Raw genomic sequence first — 17,465 nt, 5'->3', positions numbered from 1 at the left:
GGGGCGTGGTGTCGGTTATTTCCAACAACCATTCGTCAATTCATGACCAGACCCGGGTCATGCGACTGCCCTTATTCCACCCGCGTGATCGACACCGGTTTGAAGCCCAGGTCGGCCACCTTGCCCTTGCGCGCACGCGCCGCGCGGGCGTTGTTGAGGCTGCGGATCTCCAGCGTCTCCTCACGCGCCTTGCCACCGCGGCCAATGCCCTCGATGCGCACGCTGCGGGTGTAGGCGGCCGCCCCGGCCAGCGTGTCCTTGGCCTCCAAATCCATCAGCATCAGGCCACGGCCGCCATTGGTCATGGCCTTGAGTTCGCTGACCTCGAAGGTCAGAATGCGCCCGCCTGTGGAGGCACAAGCGACATGGGTGGCCGGCGCGACGGCCGTGGCGGCATTGGCCACCAGCGAGGGCTGGCACAGGGTTTCCCCCTCATTGACGGTGACAAAGGCCTTGCCTGCTTTTTGCCGCGAGACCATGTTGGCCACCGTGGCGGTAAAACCGTACGCCGCCGAACTGCTCAGCAACAAAGTGGCTTCCATCGGTCCGGCAAAGTAAGCCAGCAACTGGGTACCCGCCTCCAGTTCGATCAGGCTGGTGATGGGCTGACCGTCGCCCCGCCCGCCAGGCAGCAGCGCCACCGCCACGGAATAAACCCGGCCGTTGGAACCGAAGGCCAGCAAGGTGTCGACGCTGCGGCACTCAAAGGTGCCATACAGCGCATCACCGGCCTTGAACGCGTACTCCGGTGCGGAGGAGCCATTGAGGCGGTCACGCGCCCAGCCCTTTTGTGTGCGCACCCAGCCTTTCTGACTCACCACCACGGTCACGGGCTCGTCCACCACCTTGACTTCGAGCACCACTTTTTTCTCGGCCTGGATCAGGGTGCGGCGGGCATCGGCAAAGGTCTTGGCGTCCGCCTCGATTTCCTTCACCATCAGGCGACGCAGTGCCGCCGGGCTACCCAGAATTTCTTCCAGCTTGTTCTGCTCCTCACGCAGCCCCGCCAGTTCCTGCTCGATCTTGATGGCCTCCAAGCGGGCCAATTGGCGCAGTCGGATTTCCAGAATGTCCTCGGCTTGTCGCTCCGACAAATTGAAGCGTGCGATCAAGGCCGCCCTGGGCTCGTCGGCCTGGCGAATGATGGCGATCACCTCGTCGATGTTGAGCAGCACCAGCGCCCGGCCCTCCAGGATGTGGATGCGGTCCATCACCTTGTTCAAGCGATGCCGCGTGCGGCGCTCGATGGTGGTCTGCCGGAAGGCAATCCACTCGGTGAACATCTGGCGCAGCGACTTGAGCGTGGGCCGGCCATCGAGCCCGATCATGGTCAGGTTGATCGGGCTGGACGTTTCCAGGCTGGTGTGCGCCAGCAAGGTGTTGATGAGCTCCTGCTGGCCGATCTTGCTGGTCTTGGGCTCGCACACCAGGCGCACTGCGGCGTCCTTGCTGGACTCGTCGCGCACCCCGTCGAGCACCGACAGCACGGTGGCCTTGAGCTGGTTTTGCTCCAGCGACAGGGCTTTTTTGCCGGTCTTGATCTTGGGGTTGGTCAGCTCTTCAATTTCTTCCAGAACGCGCTGGGTGCTCACGCCGGGCGGCAGCTCGGTGACCACCAGTTGCCACTGGCCGCGCGCCAGTTCCTCGATCTTCCAGCGCGCCCGGCATTTCAGTGAGCCACGGCCGGTGCGATAGGCCTCGGCAATCTCGGTGGCGCTGCTGATGATCTGGCCGCCACCCGGAAAGTCCGGGCCGGGAAGCAGCGCAAACAATTCATCGTCCGGCAGGTTCGGCGTCTTGATCAGCGCCACGCAGGCATCCGCCACCTCGCGCAGGTTGTGGCTCGGGATCTCGGTGGCCAGGCCCACGGCAATGCCGCTGGCGCCGTTGAGCAGGGCAAAGGGCAGGCGTGCCGGCAGTTGCTTGGGTTCTTCGGTGGAGCCGTCGTAGTTGGGTGAAAAGTCGACCGTGCCTTCGTCGATTTCGTCGAGCAGCAGGCTGGTGATCTTGGCCAGCCGGGCCTCGGTGTAACGCATGGCGGCAGCGCCGTCACCGTCGCGACTGCCAAAGTTGCCCTGGCCGTCGATCAGCGGATAACGCTGCGAAAAGTCCTGCGCCATGCGCACCAGCGCGTCGTAGGCGGCACTGTCTCCGTGCGGGTGGTAACGGCCCAGAACGTCACCCACCACGCGGGCACACTTGACCGGCTTGGCCCCGGTGTTGCCATTGGCGCCGCCAAACCCCAGGCCCATGCGGCTCATCGAATACAGGATACGCCGCTGCACCGGCTTCTGGCCGTCGCACACGTCCGGCAAGGCCCGCCCCTTGACCACGCTCAGGGCGTATTCCAGGTAGGCCTGCTGGGCGTAGGTGGCCAGGTTCAGCGCGTCGTCGCCCTCGGGTTGCGGTGCTGGGGGTTCAATAATGAGTTGATCAGTCATAAAACCAGTTTCAAAAATTCAAAATACACAACGTTGCGCCAAGTAACCCGCGAGGCAGGCAGTTTTTCCAACACCTAAACATCAATCTCCACCGAGTCCCCATGCAACTCCATCAGTTCCCGGCGTGCCGCCGCCTCACCCTTGCCCATCAACTTGGTCATGAGCTCCGACGTTTGCAACACACTCAAGCTGCCCAGATGCACCGGCAGCAAGCGGCGGGTGTCGGGGTTCAGCGTGGTGTCCCACAGCTGCTCGGCGTTCATCTCACCCAGACCCTTGAAACGGCTGATGGTCCAGGCGCCCTCGCGCACCCCTTCCTTGCGCAGCTTGTCCAGAATGGCGGTAAGTTCGCCCTCGTCGAGCGCATAGGCCTTGGACGCCGGCTTTTTGCCACGTGCCGGCGCATCCACGCGAAACAGCGGCGGGCGGGCCACAAAGACATGGCCGGTGTCGATCAGCTTGGGGAAGTGCTTGAAAAACAGCGTCAGCAGCAGCACCTGGATGTGCGAACCATCCACGTCGGCATCGCTCAGGATGCAAATCTTGCCGTAGCGCAGGCCGCTCAGATCGGGGGAGTCATGCACGCCATGCGGGTCGACGCCAATGGCCACGGCAATATCGTGGATTTCGTTGTTGGCAAACAGGCGGTCACGCTCGACTTCCCAGGTGTTCAGGACCTTGCCGCGCAAGGGCAACACCGCCTGGCTTTCCTTGTTGCGGCCCATCTTGGCGCTGCCACCGGCCGAGTCGCCTTCGACCAAAAACACCTCGTTTTCCAAGATGTCGCGGCTCTCGCAGTCGGTCAGCTTGCCCGGCAACACCGCCACGCCCGAACCCTTGCGCTTTTCGACCTTCTGTCCGGCTTTCTGGCGCGATTGCGCGGCCTTGATGGCGATCTCGGCCAGCTTCTTGCCGTATTCAACGTTCTGGTTCAACCACAGTTCCAGCGCCGGCCGGACAAAACCCGACACCAGGCGCACCGCATCGCGCGAGTTCAAGCGCTCCTTGATCTGGCCCTGGAACTGCGGGTCGAGCACCTTGGTGGACAACACATAGCTGGCGCGCGCAAACACGTCGTCGGGCAGCAGCTTGACGCCCTTGGGCAACAGCGAATGCATTTCCACGAAACTCTTGACCGCCGTGTACAGGCCATCGCGCAAGCCGGACTCGTGGGTGCCACCGGCAGGCGTCGGGATCAGGTTGACATAACTTTCGCGCACCGGCTGACCGTCCTCGGTAAACGCCACACACCAGGCCGCGCCCTCGCCTTCGGCAAAACTGTCATGCTGGGCATCGGCAAAACCCTCGCCTTCAAACAGCGGAATGACGGGCTCGCCGGTCAGGGTTTGGGTCAAATAATCACGCAGGCCCCCTTTGAAAAGCCAGGTCTGGGTCTCCTTGTTCTTCTCCTGAACCAAGGTCACCGAAACCCCCGGCATCAGCACCGCCTTGCTTCGCAACAGGTGCTCCAGATGCGCCATGGGCAGTACCATCGACTCAAAATATTTGCCGTCGGGCCAGACCCGCACCGTGGTGCCCGACTTGCGGTCGCCCTCGCCTGCCGGACGCACGCTCAGGGGTTCGATTACGTCGCCACCGGCAAATACCAGCCGTGCCACCTGGCCTTCGCGGTAGGTGGTGGCTTCCAGTTTGAGCGACAACGCGTTGGTCACGCTCACACCGACGCCATGCAGGCCGCCGGAAAAACTGTAGGCGCCGCCCTGGCCCTTGTCGAACTTGCCACCGGCGTGCAGTTGGGTGAACACCAGTTCAATCACCGGCGCGTGCTCGGTGGGGTGCATGCCAAACGGGATGCCACGGCCGTCGTCTTCGACGGTGATGGAGCCGTCAGCGTGCACGATGGTCTTGATCTTTTTGCCATGCCCGGCCAGCGCTTCGTCGGCAGCGTTGTCCAGCACTTCCTGAATGATGTGCATCGGGCTGTCAGTGCGGGTGTACATGCCCGGGCGCTGCTTGACCGGCTCCAGCCCTTTCAGGACACGGATCGAGTTTTCGGAATATTCGGGGTTTGCGGTGGAGGGTTTGGATGCCATAGCGGCGCATTGTAATCAGCCAGCGCTCAAACAGCTGGATACAAAAACAGTAATTACCTCAGTCAATTGATTCTGCGAAATCATTGCTACATTTGCCACTGCTGTCGCCAGCCTGGCAAAAGGTTGTCGTGTGCAAACCAAAAATAAATACACTCAGTTACAGCGACGGCAATGGAATCAGGAATGGTCAAGCAGCGACTCACGCTCATGGAACAACTCAAGACGGCCAGCTTCGCCGTGCATCGCCAATTGCAGCGCGCGCCTTTTTTTGTGGCGCTGGCGGCCGGCCAACTGCCGCTGGAATCGTATGTCGGACAACTGCGCGCCTTGGCGATGATTCACGGTGTGCTGGAGCAAGCGCTGACCGACAGTGCCAATCAGCACGTCGCCCAAGTCTGGCACAAGGACATGCGCAAACTGCCCCTGATCGCACAAGATCTGCATTACTTTGAGCCACGCCAAGTGGCCGACCTGAAGGAATCGGTGGCAGCAGCCCAGCTTGTTGCGCAACAACTTCGCCTGCAATCCATCGAGCAGCCGCTGACCCTTTTGGCCTGTCTTTATGTGCTGGAGGGATCCATGTTGGGTGCCATGGTCGTGCGGCCCATGCTTGCGCGCGCCTTGTTGCTCGAAGAGGGGCTCGGTCTGGCCTATCTTGGCGGAAACGCGGATCACATGCAACGTCGTTGGCGCAGGTTCAAACAGGCCATGAACGCGCTGGTGCTTGATGCGGCGCAACGCCAGCAAGTGGCCGACGCGGCGATTGCCTTCTTTCAGCAACTGGAAACCATCTTCCTGGCCTTGTACCCGTTTACGCCTGAATCCAGGGTCTTTCTGGTCACCTCCATCAACCCGGAGGCCGGCTACCACGCCGTACCAACCGATGCCCGCGAGCTACAGGCCGCCCTGCGTGCTGGCGACCTGTGTTGGCAGCGTTTTCCATATTTCGAGCGGCGATATGGGGAGCGCGGCAGGCGTTTTGCCCGCAGCGATGCCGCCTGGCAGGCGACGCTGCACCAATACCCAGCCACGCAAATCCTGCAACAGGTGCGCTGGCTCGGACGCGTTCTGGCAGGCCGTGGCATGCCGAGTTATTTACTTGAAAAACAACTCGAAATTCTGGTCACCGAACTCGTGGCGGCCATTCCTGAACGGCAATCCAGCTATGAGAAATTGTTGATCGGAGCAGCCGACCTGCAGGCGTCTCGGCGCAAATATTTGAGCGATGTGCAACTCCAAAGCCTGGCCGATGGCTTTGACCAGACGGTGGGGGAACAATGGCGCGCTCACCTGCCAGACATTGGCTTGTTGATCGGCTGTGCCATCACCGATGATCTGAATGGCAGTGTCCATGCGATTCAGAACCTGCGGCGCTGGCTCACCGACGCATCGCGCTTTCCGGACGAATGGATCTCTGCGGTTTATCACACGCTGGCGCAAGCCATTCAAATGGCCTTCCCTCAAGCCCATGCCCAGTGGCATCATGAGGCGATACCCAGGCATCGCGGCATTGATGAGTCTGTGTATCAACCCTACCTGGCAGCATTATTGGCTGGCAAGCGTGAGCTTTGCGCCGGGATGGTTCAAGCGTTGATGGCCCAGGGGGCCAGCGTCCAGGACTTGTACATCGGGCTGCTTCAGCGCGCCATGTACGACGTGGGAGAGTGCTGGGAGCACGAGCAAATGACGGTCGCGTCGGAACACCTGGCCACGGCCATCACGGGGCAGATGCTGAGCCTGATACTGCCTCTGGCCAGCAAGGAACGCAAGAAAAACAAAAACATGGTCATTGCTTGTGTTGCGGATGAGTTTCACCAACTTGGCGCGCGCATGATGGCTGATTTTTGTCAAATCCACGGATGGGACAGTCACTTTCACGGGGCCAACACAAGCATCCCGGATTTGCTGCGCATCATCGAGACGCTTCATCCGACCCTGCTGGGCTTGTCATTGAGCCTGCCATCCAACCTGGCTTCACTGATCAAAACCATCGACGCTGTCAACCACCACCACCCCGAACTGCCGATTCTGGTGGGCGGGCAGGCGTTCCGCTGGGCCGGAATGGAGACCCTGCAAACCTACCCCAACACCACCTGTATTGCTTCCCTGGATGAATTTGCGCAAAAACTCGCACAGTACGAGGCTTGAGAACTTTTTTTCCGCGACGCTACTGGCGCCCACTTCTGGCTGAGAATGGGACCTCATGTTGATCCCTTCCATTCCCGACCTGCCAAAATTGCTTGAGGTGTGCATCGACCACATGAATGATGCTGTTGTGATCACCGAAGCGGAACCCTTCAGCCAACCCGGACCACGCATCGTCTGGGTCAACAAGATTTTTTACGAACGCAACGGCTACAGCCCGGAAGAAGTCATTGGCAATACCCCGCGCATGTTGCAGGGGCCGGGTACCGACCGTGCCACGCTTGACCGGGTGCGCGAGGCAATGACCCAATGGCGGCCGATCCGCGCGGAACTGCTGAATTACCGCAAGGACGGAACGTCGTACTGGAATGAATTCGAGATTGTTCCCGTGGCCAATGAGCAGGGCTGGTTCACCCACTGGGTGTCGGTGCAGCGTGACACCACCGAGCGCAAGCAGATGGAAGAACGGGTGCACCAACTCGCTTTCTATGACCCGCTCACCCACCTGCCCAATCGCAGACTGATGAACGACCGCTTGAGCCAGGCCCTGGCGGCCAGCAAACGCAGTGGCCGTCATGGCGCGCTGATTTTCCTGGACCTGGACAATTTCAAATTGGTGAACGACAGCCATGGACACGACGTCGGCGATGCACTGTTGTGCCAGGTCGCGGCGCAGCTGAAAAAGTGCGTGCGCGAGACGGACACGGTGTCCCGCTTTGGCGGCGACGAATTTGTCATCCTGCTCAGCGACCTGTTTGCAGACCAGGCCACTTCTCTGAAGCGCGCATCGGTCATTGCAGAGAAAATTCGCTCCGCCCTCACCCAGGCCTACGCTCTGACGATCAGCCAGAACGGTCAAGCTGAACACCTGATCGAACACCAATGCTCCGCCAGTCTGGGCGTGGTGATGTTCTGCGGCCAGCAGGCCTCTGTCAGCGACCTGCTGAAGTGGGCTGATACCGCGATGTACCAGGCCAAAAATGCTGGCCGCAATGCCATCCGGTTTTATCAAGCCAAGGGGCAAGTTTGAGCTGGCAGCCGAGGACGACGCAGGCGATCCGCGTCAGGCGACCGCCGTGGCGCAAAAGCTGTGCGACTCCAAGGTGGCCGGTGTGGTCGGTCACCTGCAATCGGGCACCACCATCCCGGCTTCTTCGGTGTACAACAAATGCGATTTACCGCACATCACGGTCGCAGCCACCAACCCCGACGTCACCAAACGCGGCTACGCCACCACCTTCCGTCTGATTGCCGACGACAACGCGCTGGGCTCGGCGCTGGCTGTGTATGCCAATGACAAGCTGAAACTCAAAACGGTCGCCGTGATCGATGACCGCACGGCTTATGGCCAGGGCCTGGCCAATGTGTTCAAGGCCACCGCCAAGCAAAAGGGCATGCAAGTCCTGGCTGAAGAATTCACCACCGACAAGGCCACCGACTTCATGGCCATCCTGACCAACATCAAGAGCAAGAAGCCCGATGCGGTTTTTTATGGCGGCCTTGACTCCCAGGCGGGTCCCATGCTGCGCCAGATGGAGCAGTTGGGCATGACCAATGTCAAGTTCTTTGGCGGTGACGGTCTGTGCACCGAGAAGCTGGGCGAACTGTCCAGCAAGGCGACCACCATGAAAAACGTCACCTGCGCCACCGGTGGTGCCTCGGTGGAGAAGATGCAGGGCGGCGCAGCCTGGAAGAATAAGTACGATGCCCGCTTTCCGGGCCAGTTCCAGATTTACAGCCCCTACGCCTATGACGCCACCTTCGTCTTGGTGGACGCCATGAAGCGCGCCAATTCGGTTGACCCCGTCGTCTACGTGCCGTTCATCGGAAAAACCAAGCTCAAGGGCATCACCGCCAACATCGCATTCACCCCCAAAGGCGAGTTGACCGTGCCGGCTGTGACGCTGTACGAGTTCAAGAACAACGTGCGCGCTGAAATGAACTGATGCGGCAAGGCTTGGCGGGCGCGGCACGGGCATAGTCCGGTATATTTGACGCATGTCGCATTCCTCCAAGACGCTTTCCATGACCCAGGTGCTGGTGTGCGGTGCCGCCATCGTCACCCTGTCCATGGGCATCCGTCACGGCTTCGGCCTGTGGCTGCAGCCCATGACACAGAGCCTGGACTGGAACCGTGAAACCTTTGCTTTTGCGCTGGCCATTCAAAACTTGACCTGGGGCGTGACCGGCATTTTTGCCGGCATGTTGGCCGACCGCTTTGGTGCCTTCCGCGTCATCGTGGGCGGTGCACTGCTCTACGCTCTGGGGCTGGGGGGCATGGCTTACGCCACCACGGCGCTGCAGTTGAGCTTGAGCGCGGGCGTGCTGATTGGCACCGCCCAGGCTGGCACCACCTACGCCGTCATTTATGGCGTGATCGGCCGCAACATCAGCGCCAGCAAGCGCTCCTGGGCCATGGGCGTGGCCGCTGCAGCGGGCTCCTTTGGCCAGTTTTTGATGGTGCCCACCGAAGGTTTTCTGATCGATTTTCTCGGTTGGCAGCAAGCGCTGGTGGCGCTGGCGCTGGCGGCGTTGTTGATCATGCCGCTGGCCTGGGGCTTGCGCGAACCCCATTTCCGCGGTGGTGCCGGGCATTTTCGCGAACAGTCCATCATGCAGGCGCTGCGCGAGGCGTTTCGCTACCGCAGCTTCCAGCTGCTGATGGCCGGCTACTTTGTCTGTGGCTTCCAGGTGGTGTTCATTGGTGTGCACATGCCCAGTTACTTGAAAGACCAGGGCCTGGCCGCCAACGTGGCCAGCACCTCGCTGGCGCTGATTGGCCTGTTCAACGTGTTTGGCACCTACGCGGCCGGCGTGCTGGGCCAGCGCATGCAGAAAAAGAACATTCTGGCCTTCATTTATCTGACACGCGCTGTGATCATCAGCGTGTTTTTACTGGTACCCCTGACGCCCATGAGCGTCTATGTATTCTCTGCTGTCATGGGCCTGCTGTGGTTGTCCACGGTGCCGCCCACCAACGCCATGGTGGCCCAGATTTTTGGCGTGGCGCACTTGTCGATGCTTGGCGGCTTTGTCTTCTTCAGCCACCAGATCGGCTCCTTCCTGGGGGTCTGGCTGGGCGGATTTTTGTATGACCGCACCGGCAGTTACGACATCGTCTGGTACATCGCGATCGCACTCGGCGTATTGGCAGCACTGGTCAATTTGCCGATCAAGGAAGCTGCCATCGCGCGCACGCCCTTGCCGCAAGGGGCCTGAAGCCATGAAGCCGCTGCACAAAGCCCTGATCTACGCCGCGCTGCTGGTGGTGCTGGGCCTGGTGTTTGCCCTGTACACCCGGCCTGATTTCACGATGACGCTGGCCAACCAGGTCTGGGGGTGTTTTTAATGTCAGGCCATAACGTGGGCGAACCCTCTGACTGGGTCAATCGTTGGCAACACCTGATACCGGAAGGCGCACGGGTGTTGGACGTCGCTTGCGGCTCGGGGCGCCACATGGCATGGCTGAGCCAACGGGCTTGCCATTGCACCGGCATCGACCGCTCGGCCGAGGCACTGGCCGGGGCCAGTCGTTACGGCGACACGGTCCAGGCCGACATCGAAGGCGGCCCCTGGCCGTTGCTGCAAAACGGCTTGCCGCAGCCATTCGACGTGGTCCTGGTCACCAATTACCTGTGGCGACCGCTGTTTCCGGTGCTGCTGCAAAGCCTGGCCCCGGGTGGCTTGCTGCTGTATGAAACTTTTGCCCAGGGCAACGAGACCGTGGGCAAGCCGTCCCGGCCCGACTTCCTGCTGCAAACCGGCGAATTGCTGCAGTTGTGCCACAGCCTGCGCACCGTGGCCTTTGAAGACGGCTATCTGGCGAACCCCGAACGCTTTGTGCAGCGCATTGCGGCTTTCAGGCCCTTGCACGGCTTTGACGCGACTCAGCCACCCGCGCGTTACCCGCTCTCGCTAAAATGACACGTTAATCCAATTACGACAAGACAAGATGCCACATTCAAAGCCCCAACTCACCGGCAGTATCGTTGCCCTGGTCACCCCCATGCACCCTGACGGCAGCGTCGACTACCCGGCACTGCGCAAACTGATCGACTGGCACATTGCCGAGGGCACGGATTGCATTGGCGTGGTGGGCACCACCGGCGAATCGCCCACGGTCAGCGTGCAGGAACACTGCGAAATCATCCGGGTGTCGGTCGAACAGGCCAACAAGCGCGTGCCCATCATGGCGGGCTGCGGCTCCAACTGCACTGCAGAGGCCATTGAACTCGCCAAGTTCGCCAAAAAAGTAGGCGCAGATTACCAATTGCAGGTTGTGCCCTACTACAACAAGCCCACCCAGGAAGGCCAATACCAGCACTTCAAGGCCATCGCCGAAGCCGTTGACCTGCCCATGGTGCTGTACAACGTGCCCGGACGCACGGTAGCGGACATGACCGTCGAAACCGCACTGCGCCTGGCCCAGGTGCCCGGCATCGTGGGTATCAAGGAGGCCACCGGCAACATCGACCGGGCCCAATGGCTGGTTCGCGAAGCGCCGGAAAACTTTGCCATTTATTCGGGTGATGACCCCACCGCAGTGGCCTTGATGCTGTGTGGTGGTCACGGCAACATCAGCGTCACGGCCAACGTGGCGCCGCGCCTGATGCACGAGCTGTGCATGGCCGCCCTTGCCGGCGATGCCAAACATGCCATGGAAATCCAATTCAAGTTGATGCCGTTGCACAAGACCCTGTTTGTCGAAGCCAACCCCATTCCGGTGAAATGGGCCGTGGCGCGCATGAACCGTTGTGGGGGCACGCTGCGCCTTCCGATGACCGACCTGACCCCGGCCAACGTGCCGGTGGTGGAAGCCGCCCTGCGCGATGTTGGCCTGATTTAACGCCAGGTTGACCCTTTTTTCACCTGCTGACCCGATCTTTGACCCGAAGGAACTTTTGTGAACCCTATTTCCAGACTTGCAATCCTTGGCCTGACCCTGACACTGGGCGCCTGCTCGGTGCTGGAGACCGACAAGGTGGACTACAAAAGCGCCGGCAAGGCGCCGACGCTTGAAGTGCCGCCCGACCTGACCCAACTGTCGCGCGAAACGCGTTATGCCGTGCCAGGTACCGCCGTCACCGCCTCGAGCTTTCAAATTGGTCAGCTTGCAACCCAGAGCACACCCACTGCGGCCACGTCGCTGGGCGATGTGCGCATCGAGCGCGCCGGCAACCAGCGCTGGCTGGTGATCAGCCGCCCGGCCGACAAATTGTGGGACCCGGTGAAAGACTTCTGGATCGAGAGCGGCTTTTTGCTGGTGATGGACCAGGCCAATCTGGGCATCATGGAAACCGACTGGGCTGAAAACCGGGCCAAGATTCCACAGGACATCATTCGCAGCACCATTGGCAAGGTGTTTGATTCGCTGTACTCCACGGGTGAGCGCGACAAGTTCCGCACCCGCCTGGAGCGCAACGCCAGCGGCGGCACCGACATCTTCATCAGCCACCGCGGCATGGTCGAGGTGTACAGCAGCACCAGCAAGGACCAGACCGTGTGGCAACCCCGCGCAGCCGACCCCGAGCTCGAAGCCGAATTCTTGCGCCGCCTGATGGTCAAGCTGGGCATTTCCGAAGAGCAATCCAAAGCCCTGGTCGCTGCCGGGCCAGTGAGCCAGGTGGCCCGGATTGACTCGGTCAACGGTCAGCCCGTGGTGCGCCTGGATGACGAGTTTGATCGCGCCTGGCGCCGCGTCGGTCTGTCGCTGGACCGCACCAACTTCACGGTGGAAGACCGTGACCGCAGCAAAGGCATTTACTTTGTGCGCTACGTGGCTCCCAATGCAGAAAAAGCCGAACCCGGTTTCTTCGGCAAGCTCTTCGGCTCGTCCAAGCCCGACAGCGCACCGCAAAAATTCAGGATTTCGGTGCTGAGTCAGGGCAAGAACAGCACGGTGTCGGTGCAAAACGCCGATGGCAGCGCAGCTGCAACAGCAGACGCACAGCGCATCGTGAAAGTCCTGGCAGACGACCTCAAGTAAGAAAGTGGGTGAACTCTGACACCGCCACGCGCGGCGTGTGGAAGCTGTTCACCGGCTCGGTCTCATCGGCGTAACCCAGCGCCATGCCGCACACCAGCATTTCATCGGCACCCGCACCAAGGTGCGGCATGATGAGGCTGGCGTAGCCGTTCCAGGCCGCCTGCGGGCAGGTGTGCAGGCCACGGGCGCGGGCCGCCACCATGATGTTTTGCAGAAACATGCCATAGTCAAGCAAGGAACCGCGCCCCATGACCCGATCAATGGTGAACATCAAGCCCACCGGTGCATCAAAAAACCGGTAGTTGCGCTGGTGTTGCGCGTGCATCTTGTCCTTGTCGCCCTTGCCAATGCCCAGCAAGTTGTACAAACCCCAGCCATTTTCGCGACGACGGTCGATGTAGGGACTCACCCATTTTTCCGGGTAATAGTCATATTCTTCCCGGTACTGGGCAGCCAATGCCGGGTCGGCGCGCAGTGCGTCATGGGCGGCGCAGACCTTGGCCACCAGGCTGTCACGGCTCTGGCCCTGCAGCACGTAAACCTTCCAGGGCTGGGTGTTGGTACCCGACGGCGCCCGGCTGGCCACCTGCAGGATGTCATGCAGGGTCTGGTGTGGCACGGCTTGTTGGGAAAAGGCGCGGGTGGACATGCGCGAGGTGATGGCCGTGTCAATGGTGGCGACATGCAGGTCGGCACCGGGTAAGTCTTCGGTGGTCAAAAGCGTTTCTCCAAATTGGTTTTGAGGTGTCAGGGGTCGCTATTTTCTCTCTTTCAAAAGGTCGCGCAGGCGCTTGGGCGCCGGCACCAGCGGTGTCCGACTGCGCGTCCAGGCGCCCTGCTCGGACGGCGACAAGGCGCGGCCCCGGCTCATGAACCACGACGCCAGCTTGTACAGGCCGGTGCGGCCGTAGACCTGCGCCCAGACGTTCCAGACCGCGCTGCTGGCCACGGTGCGTCCGGCACCACTGCCACGCAAGGTGGCGTCTTCGCTTTCAGGCTTGGCCTGTGATTCATTGCGCAGGCGCACCAGGATGTCGGTGATCGGGATCTTGACCGGGCACACCTCAACACAGGCACCGCACAGCGTCGAGGCAAAAGCCAGCGGATAGGTGGCGTCCAGGCCCAGCATGTGCGGCGAGATGATGGCCCCGATCGGGCCCGGGTAGGTGGTGCCGTAGGCGTGGCCGCCAATGCGCGCGTACACCGGGCAATGGTTCATGCAGGCGCCGCAGCGGATGCACTTGAGGGTTTCGCGCAGTTCTTCGTCGGCATAGGCCTGGGTGCGGCCGTTGTCGAGCAGGATCAGGTGCACCTCTTCGGGGCCATCTTTTTCGCCGGGCTTGCGCGGGCCGCTGATCAGGTTGAAATAGGTGGTGACCGCCTGGCCGGTCGCCGAGCGCGCCAGCAAGCTGTACAGCGGGGGCACGTGTTCGAGCTTCTCCACCACTTTTTCAATGCCGGTGATGGCAATGTGAACCTTGGGCACGGTGGTGCACATGCGGCCATTGCCTTCGTTTTCCACCAGGCACAGGGTACCGGTTTCGGCCACACAGAAGTTGACGCCCGAGAGGCCGATGTCGGCATCGGCAAACTTGCGCCGCAGCACCTTGCGGCCAATACGGATCAGCGCGTCGACGTCTTCGGTATAGGCCACACCCGGGATTTCCTTGGCAAACAACTCGGCAATGGCCTGCTTGGTCTTGTGGATCGCCGGCATGATGATGTGCGACGGCGCTTCACCGGCCAGTTGCACAATGTACTCGCCCATGTCGGATTCCAGGGCTTCGATGCCGGCCGCCTCCATGGCGTGGTTGAAGCCCACCTCCTCGCTCACCATCGACTTGCCCTTGATGACACGCTTGGCCTTGACCCGTTGGGCAATGCCCAGCGCAATGGCGTTGGCTTCATCGGGGTTTTGCGCCCAGTGCACCTGAATACCGTTGGCGGTGAGTCGGGCTTCGAGCTGCTCCAGCAAACGCGGCAGGTTGGCCAGGCTGTAGCGGCGGATCTGCGAACCGAGTTCACGCAGCCCCTGCAGCTCCTCTTGGTCCGGAAACTGGGCGCGCCTTTTGGCCTGCAGGAAGTCCATGGCACCACGAAAATTCTTGCGTTGGCCCGGGTCGTTGAGCACATCGCGGCTGCGCGCCTTGAAGTCTTCCATCGGGTGGATTTTGATGACCTGGCTCATGCGGCGGCTCCTGGTGTGAGGGCTTGAGCGTGGCGCAACAGCACCACCAGTTCACGCGGGCCATGGGCACCATAAGCCAGCGTCTGCTGAATGTCGGCGGTCTTGGACGGGCCGCAAATCAGCAAGGCATTGGTGGGCAGGCTGTCTTTCCAGCCCTCACTGGTCATGGCGGAGTAAAAATCAGCATGAATGTTGGCCACGTCGAGCAGCACAAAGTGCACCGAGGGCACCAGCGACATCAGCCGCGGCTCTTGTGGCGTGGGCCACACAATCAGGCTGCCAATCTCGGCAATGGCGCTTTTGGCCAGCGTCAGCGAGGCATCCACCTCATCAAACAGCACGTCACGCCAGGAATCGATGGACTCGGCATAACGCTTGAGCTCCAGATTGGCAGGCTGACGCGCCTCCAGTTCAGCGCCGTGCGGTGTGTCGGTCCCAATCAGCAGGTTGCGCAGCCCCTTGGCGGCGATCAGGCGCAACAAAAGTTCAGGCCAGTCGGCTACCGTGGTGTCGTGCACCTCCGTCTTGACGGCTTCCAGTGCAGCACGCATGCGGCTGACGCGCTGGGCGTTGTCCTCGTGGCGCTGGTGCGCGGCAAACCAGGCGCTGACGTCGGGCAGTGGCAGCGGCGCAGGTGTGGCGGGCGCACGCAGGCGCGCCAGAATACTGCTGCGCGCGTTGGCTTCAGCCGCAGCAGTGGGGTTCATGGTGGCGTTCATGCGGCGTCTCCCTGATTGGCTGCTTCGGTCGTTCGCCGCCACAAAAAGCTTGCCAGATGCTCACCCGGCAGCGTGGCTTGGGGCAGCCCGGCCAGCTCATCCTGCTTGGCGGCGCGGCCGGTGATGTTGAGCAGGCAACCGCAGTCGGCGCTGACCAGCGACGCGGCGCCGGTGTCACGGATGGCGGCCACCTTGTCGCTGACGATGGCCTCGGAGATGTCGGGGTAGCGCATGGCAAAGGTACCACCAAAGCCGCAACATTCCTCAATGCGCGCCTGCACCACCACGCTCACCTGCGCCATGCTGTCCAACAGCGCCACGCTGGTCTCGTGCACACCCATCTCACGGCGTGCATGGCACGAGGTATGCAGCGCGATGGTGCACGGTGCGCCCAGGTCGGGCTGGCTGAAATTGACCACGTGCACCAGGAATTCACTGAGTTCATAAACCCGCCCGGACAGGTCGACGGCCTTGGCGTGCAGCACCGGGTCGTCGGCAAACAGATGCGGGTAATGCTTGCGGATCATGCCGCCACACGAACCCGACGGAATCACCACCGGCCAGGGTTCGACAAACAGATTCAATTGTTGCAAGGCCACGGCGCGGGCCTCGTCCGGAAAACCGCTGCTGTGGGCGGGCTGACCACAGCAGGTTTGCGCTTCCAGGTAATGCACCCGGATGCCCTCGCGCTCCAGCAGACGCACCGTGTCCAGCCCGGCCTCGGGCGTGAACTGGTCAATCAGGCAAGTGGCAAACAGGTAAACATCGGTCGGTTTTTGTGGGTAGCTTCGCGCTTCAAAAGGGGTCAACGCCATGAAATCAGTCTCCTTGTTGTCACACGCGTTTGGCGTGCCATGGCGAATTGTGAAACATTTCAGGCGATTCTTCTTGTGATATTCGCACCACCGGTTATTCAATAATTTCAATGCCCGCGGTGGTCGGTACCCCAGCGCTGCGCATAGGACAGGCCCGCACGGAAAGTGCGGCTTTGGATCCGGACCGTTTCGTCAATCTGCCGGCCATAACCGCCCGCCATCACAAAGGCCACAGGAATCCTGCGCTGGTGGCACCAGTCAAACACACGCCGATCGCGCGCTTCCAGTCCGTCGGGGGTCAGAGCCAGGCGCCCCAGCCGATCCCCCGCATAGGGGTCGGCGCCGGCCAGGTACAGCACCAGGCCGGGGGCAAAGCGCTGGTCCAGCGCTTGCAGCGCCAGCTCCAGCGCCGCCAGGTAGTCCGCATCCTGGCAACCGTCCGGCAGCGCGACATCAAGGTCACTGGCTTCCTTGCGAAAAGGAAAGTTCTTGTCGCCATGCAGTGACAGCGTGAAGACGCTGTCGTCCTGCTGAAAAATATGTGCCGTGCCATTGCCCTGATGCACGTCGAGGTCGATCACCGCCACCTTCAGCAGTTGGCGGTGTTGCCTGTGCCATTCAGACTGCGCCAGCCGGGCGGCGACTGCCACATCATTGAACACGCAAAACCCGCCGCCCTTGGCCGCATAGGCATGGTGCGTACCGCCCGCCAGGTTGGCGGCAATGCCGCTCCGGAGTGCCGAGCGCACCGCCGCCACGGTGGCGCCGACCGAACGCCGCGCCCGCTCCACCATGAATTCGCTCCAGGGAAAGCCAATCTCGCGCATGGCCGCGGCACTGATCTGACCGCTCACCAAACTGTCGATGTAATCGGGTGTGTGAACCAGCGCCAGCTGGCCATCACTGGCAACCGGCGCCTCCAGCAAGCTCACTGCTGGCAACTGCTGCGTGATGGCTTCACGCAGCATGGCGTACTTGGCCATTGGGAACCGATGCCCCGGCGGCAAGGGCAAAACGAAATGGTCTGAATAAAAAGCTTGCATGGTCTCATTTTGTCTTGATGACAACATCGGCATTTTTAGAAACTCGTCTCTAATTTGCTGCAATGCAACAAAAA

The 17,465-nt window shown here is 61.3% G+C and carries 15 protein-coding genes; 8 read left to right on the top strand and 7 right to left on the bottom strand.

All coding sequences use genetic code 11. The annotated features are described in order from the left end of the window. Positions 1–71: 71 nt before the first annotated feature. Both parC and Q7U49_RS13225 read right to left on the bottom strand, forming a co-directional pair. Positions 72–2,441 carry a DNA topoisomerase IV subunit A gene (parC, locus tag Q7U49_RS13230; RefSeq protein WP_304764731.1) on the bottom strand — a complete coding sequence of 790 codons (2,370 nt, stop codon included), beginning with the start codon at positions 2,439–2,441 and terminating at the stop codon, positions 72–74. A gap of 74 nt (positions 2,442–2,515) precedes the next feature. Next, positions 2,516–4,495: a DNA topoisomerase IV subunit B gene (locus Q7U49_RS13225; RefSeq protein ID WP_304764730.1), complete on the bottom strand. Its 1,980-nt coding sequence runs from the start codon at positions 4,493–4,495 to the stop codon at positions 2,516–2,518. A 183-nt stretch (positions 4,496–4,678) separates the two neighbouring features. On the opposite strand from Q7U49_RS13225, the gene Q7U49_RS13220 reads away from it, so the two are divergent. The 8 genes from Q7U49_RS13220 (at position 4,679) to bamC (ending at position 12,626) form a co-directional block, all read left to right on the top strand. Continuing rightward, positions 4,679–6,643: a biliverdin-producing heme oxygenase gene (locus Q7U49_RS13220; protein ID WP_304764729.1), complete on the top strand. Its 1,965-nt coding sequence runs from the start codon at positions 4,679–4,681 to the stop codon at positions 6,641–6,643. Positions 6,644–6,755: 112 nt separating this feature from the next. Next, complete coding sequence (locus Q7U49_RS13215; protein WP_304764728.1) at positions 6,756–7,670, top strand: diguanylate cyclase domain-containing protein; 915 nt, start codon at positions 6,756–6,758, stop codon at positions 7,668–7,670. Then, positions 7,633–8,586 (top strand): branched-chain amino acid ABC transporter substrate-binding protein, encoded by a 954-nt coding sequence (locus tag Q7U49_RS13210; RefSeq protein WP_304764727.1) that lies wholly within the window; start codon positions 7,633–7,635, stop codon positions 8,584–8,586. Before Q7U49_RS13215 ends, Q7U49_RS13210 begins: the two co-directional genes overlap by 38 nt. 52 nt (positions 8,587–8,638) lie before the next feature. Continuing rightward, positions 8,639–9,859: an MFS transporter gene (locus Q7U49_RS13205; protein WP_304764726.1), complete on the top strand. Its 1,221-nt coding sequence runs from the start codon at positions 8,639–8,641 to the stop codon at positions 9,857–9,859. 4 nt (positions 9,860–9,863) lie between these two features. Then, complete coding sequence (locus Q7U49_RS13200; protein WP_304764725.1) at positions 9,864–9,989, top strand: hypothetical protein; 126 nt, start codon at positions 9,864–9,866, stop codon at positions 9,987–9,989. Beyond that, a complete protein-coding gene (locus Q7U49_RS13195) occupies positions 9,989–10,564 on the top strand; it encodes a bifunctional 2-polyprenyl-6-hydroxyphenol methylase/3-demethylubiquinol 3-O-methyltransferase UbiG (RefSeq protein WP_304764724.1) in 576 nt (191 codons plus the stop codon). Before Q7U49_RS13200 ends, Q7U49_RS13195 begins: the two co-directional genes overlap by 1 nt. A 28-nt stretch (positions 10,565–10,592) precedes the next feature. After that, positions 10,593–11,486 carry a 4-hydroxy-tetrahydrodipicolinate synthase gene (gene dapA, locus Q7U49_RS13190; RefSeq protein ID WP_304764723.1) on the top strand — a complete coding sequence of 298 codons (894 nt, stop codon included), beginning with the start codon at positions 10,593–10,595 and terminating at the stop codon, positions 11,484–11,486. Between the two features lie 57 nt (positions 11,487–11,543). Next, positions 11,544–12,626 (top strand): outer membrane protein assembly factor BamC, encoded by a 1,083-nt coding sequence (bamC, locus tag Q7U49_RS13185; RefSeq protein ID WP_304764722.1) that lies wholly within the window; start codon positions 11,544–11,546, stop codon positions 12,624–12,626. Here the strand turns inward: bamC and Q7U49_RS13180 are convergent. From Q7U49_RS13180 to Q7U49_RS13160, 5 genes are all read right to left on the bottom strand, one after another. Continuing rightward, positions 12,619–13,275 (bottom strand): nitroreductase, encoded by a 657-nt coding sequence (locus tag Q7U49_RS13180; protein ID WP_304764756.1) that lies wholly within the window; start codon positions 13,273–13,275, stop codon positions 12,619–12,621. The two genes, bamC and Q7U49_RS13180, sit on opposite strands and share 8 nt — an antisense overlap. Before the next feature lie 108 nt (positions 13,276–13,383). Continuing rightward, the gene (locus Q7U49_RS13175; protein WP_304764721.1) at positions 13,384–14,814 is read right to left on the bottom strand and encodes a LutB/LldF family L-lactate oxidation iron-sulfur protein; all 1,431 of its coding nucleotides are present in this window, start codon (positions 14,812–14,814) and stop codon (positions 13,384–13,386) included. Then, positions 14,811–15,533 carry a lactate utilization protein gene (locus tag Q7U49_RS13170; RefSeq protein WP_304764720.1) on the bottom strand — a complete coding sequence of 241 codons (723 nt, stop codon included), beginning with the start codon at positions 15,531–15,533 and terminating at the stop codon, positions 14,811–14,813. Before Q7U49_RS13170 ends, Q7U49_RS13175 begins: the two co-directional genes overlap by 4 nt. Continuing rightward, positions 15,530–16,348 carry a (Fe-S)-binding protein gene (locus Q7U49_RS13165; protein ID WP_304764719.1) on the bottom strand — a complete coding sequence of 273 codons (819 nt, stop codon included), beginning with the start codon at positions 16,346–16,348 and terminating at the stop codon, positions 15,530–15,532. The genes Q7U49_RS13170 and Q7U49_RS13165 overlap by 4 nt, the downstream gene beginning before the upstream one ends. 107 nt (positions 16,349–16,455) lie before the next feature. Continuing rightward, positions 16,456–17,391 (bottom strand): histone deacetylase, encoded by a 936-nt coding sequence (locus tag Q7U49_RS13160; RefSeq protein ID WP_304764718.1) that lies wholly within the window; start codon positions 17,389–17,391, stop codon positions 16,456–16,458. Positions 17,392–17,465 lie beyond the last annotated feature (74 nt).

The organism is Rhodoferax sp. (assembly GCF_030653815.1).
Taxonomy (GTDB): Bacteria; Pseudomonadota; Gammaproteobacteria; order Burkholderiales; family Burkholderiaceae_C; genus Rhodoferax.
The sequence above is the reverse complement of the archived record's forward strand: the minus strand, read 5'-3'. Positions and strand labels throughout refer to the sequence as shown.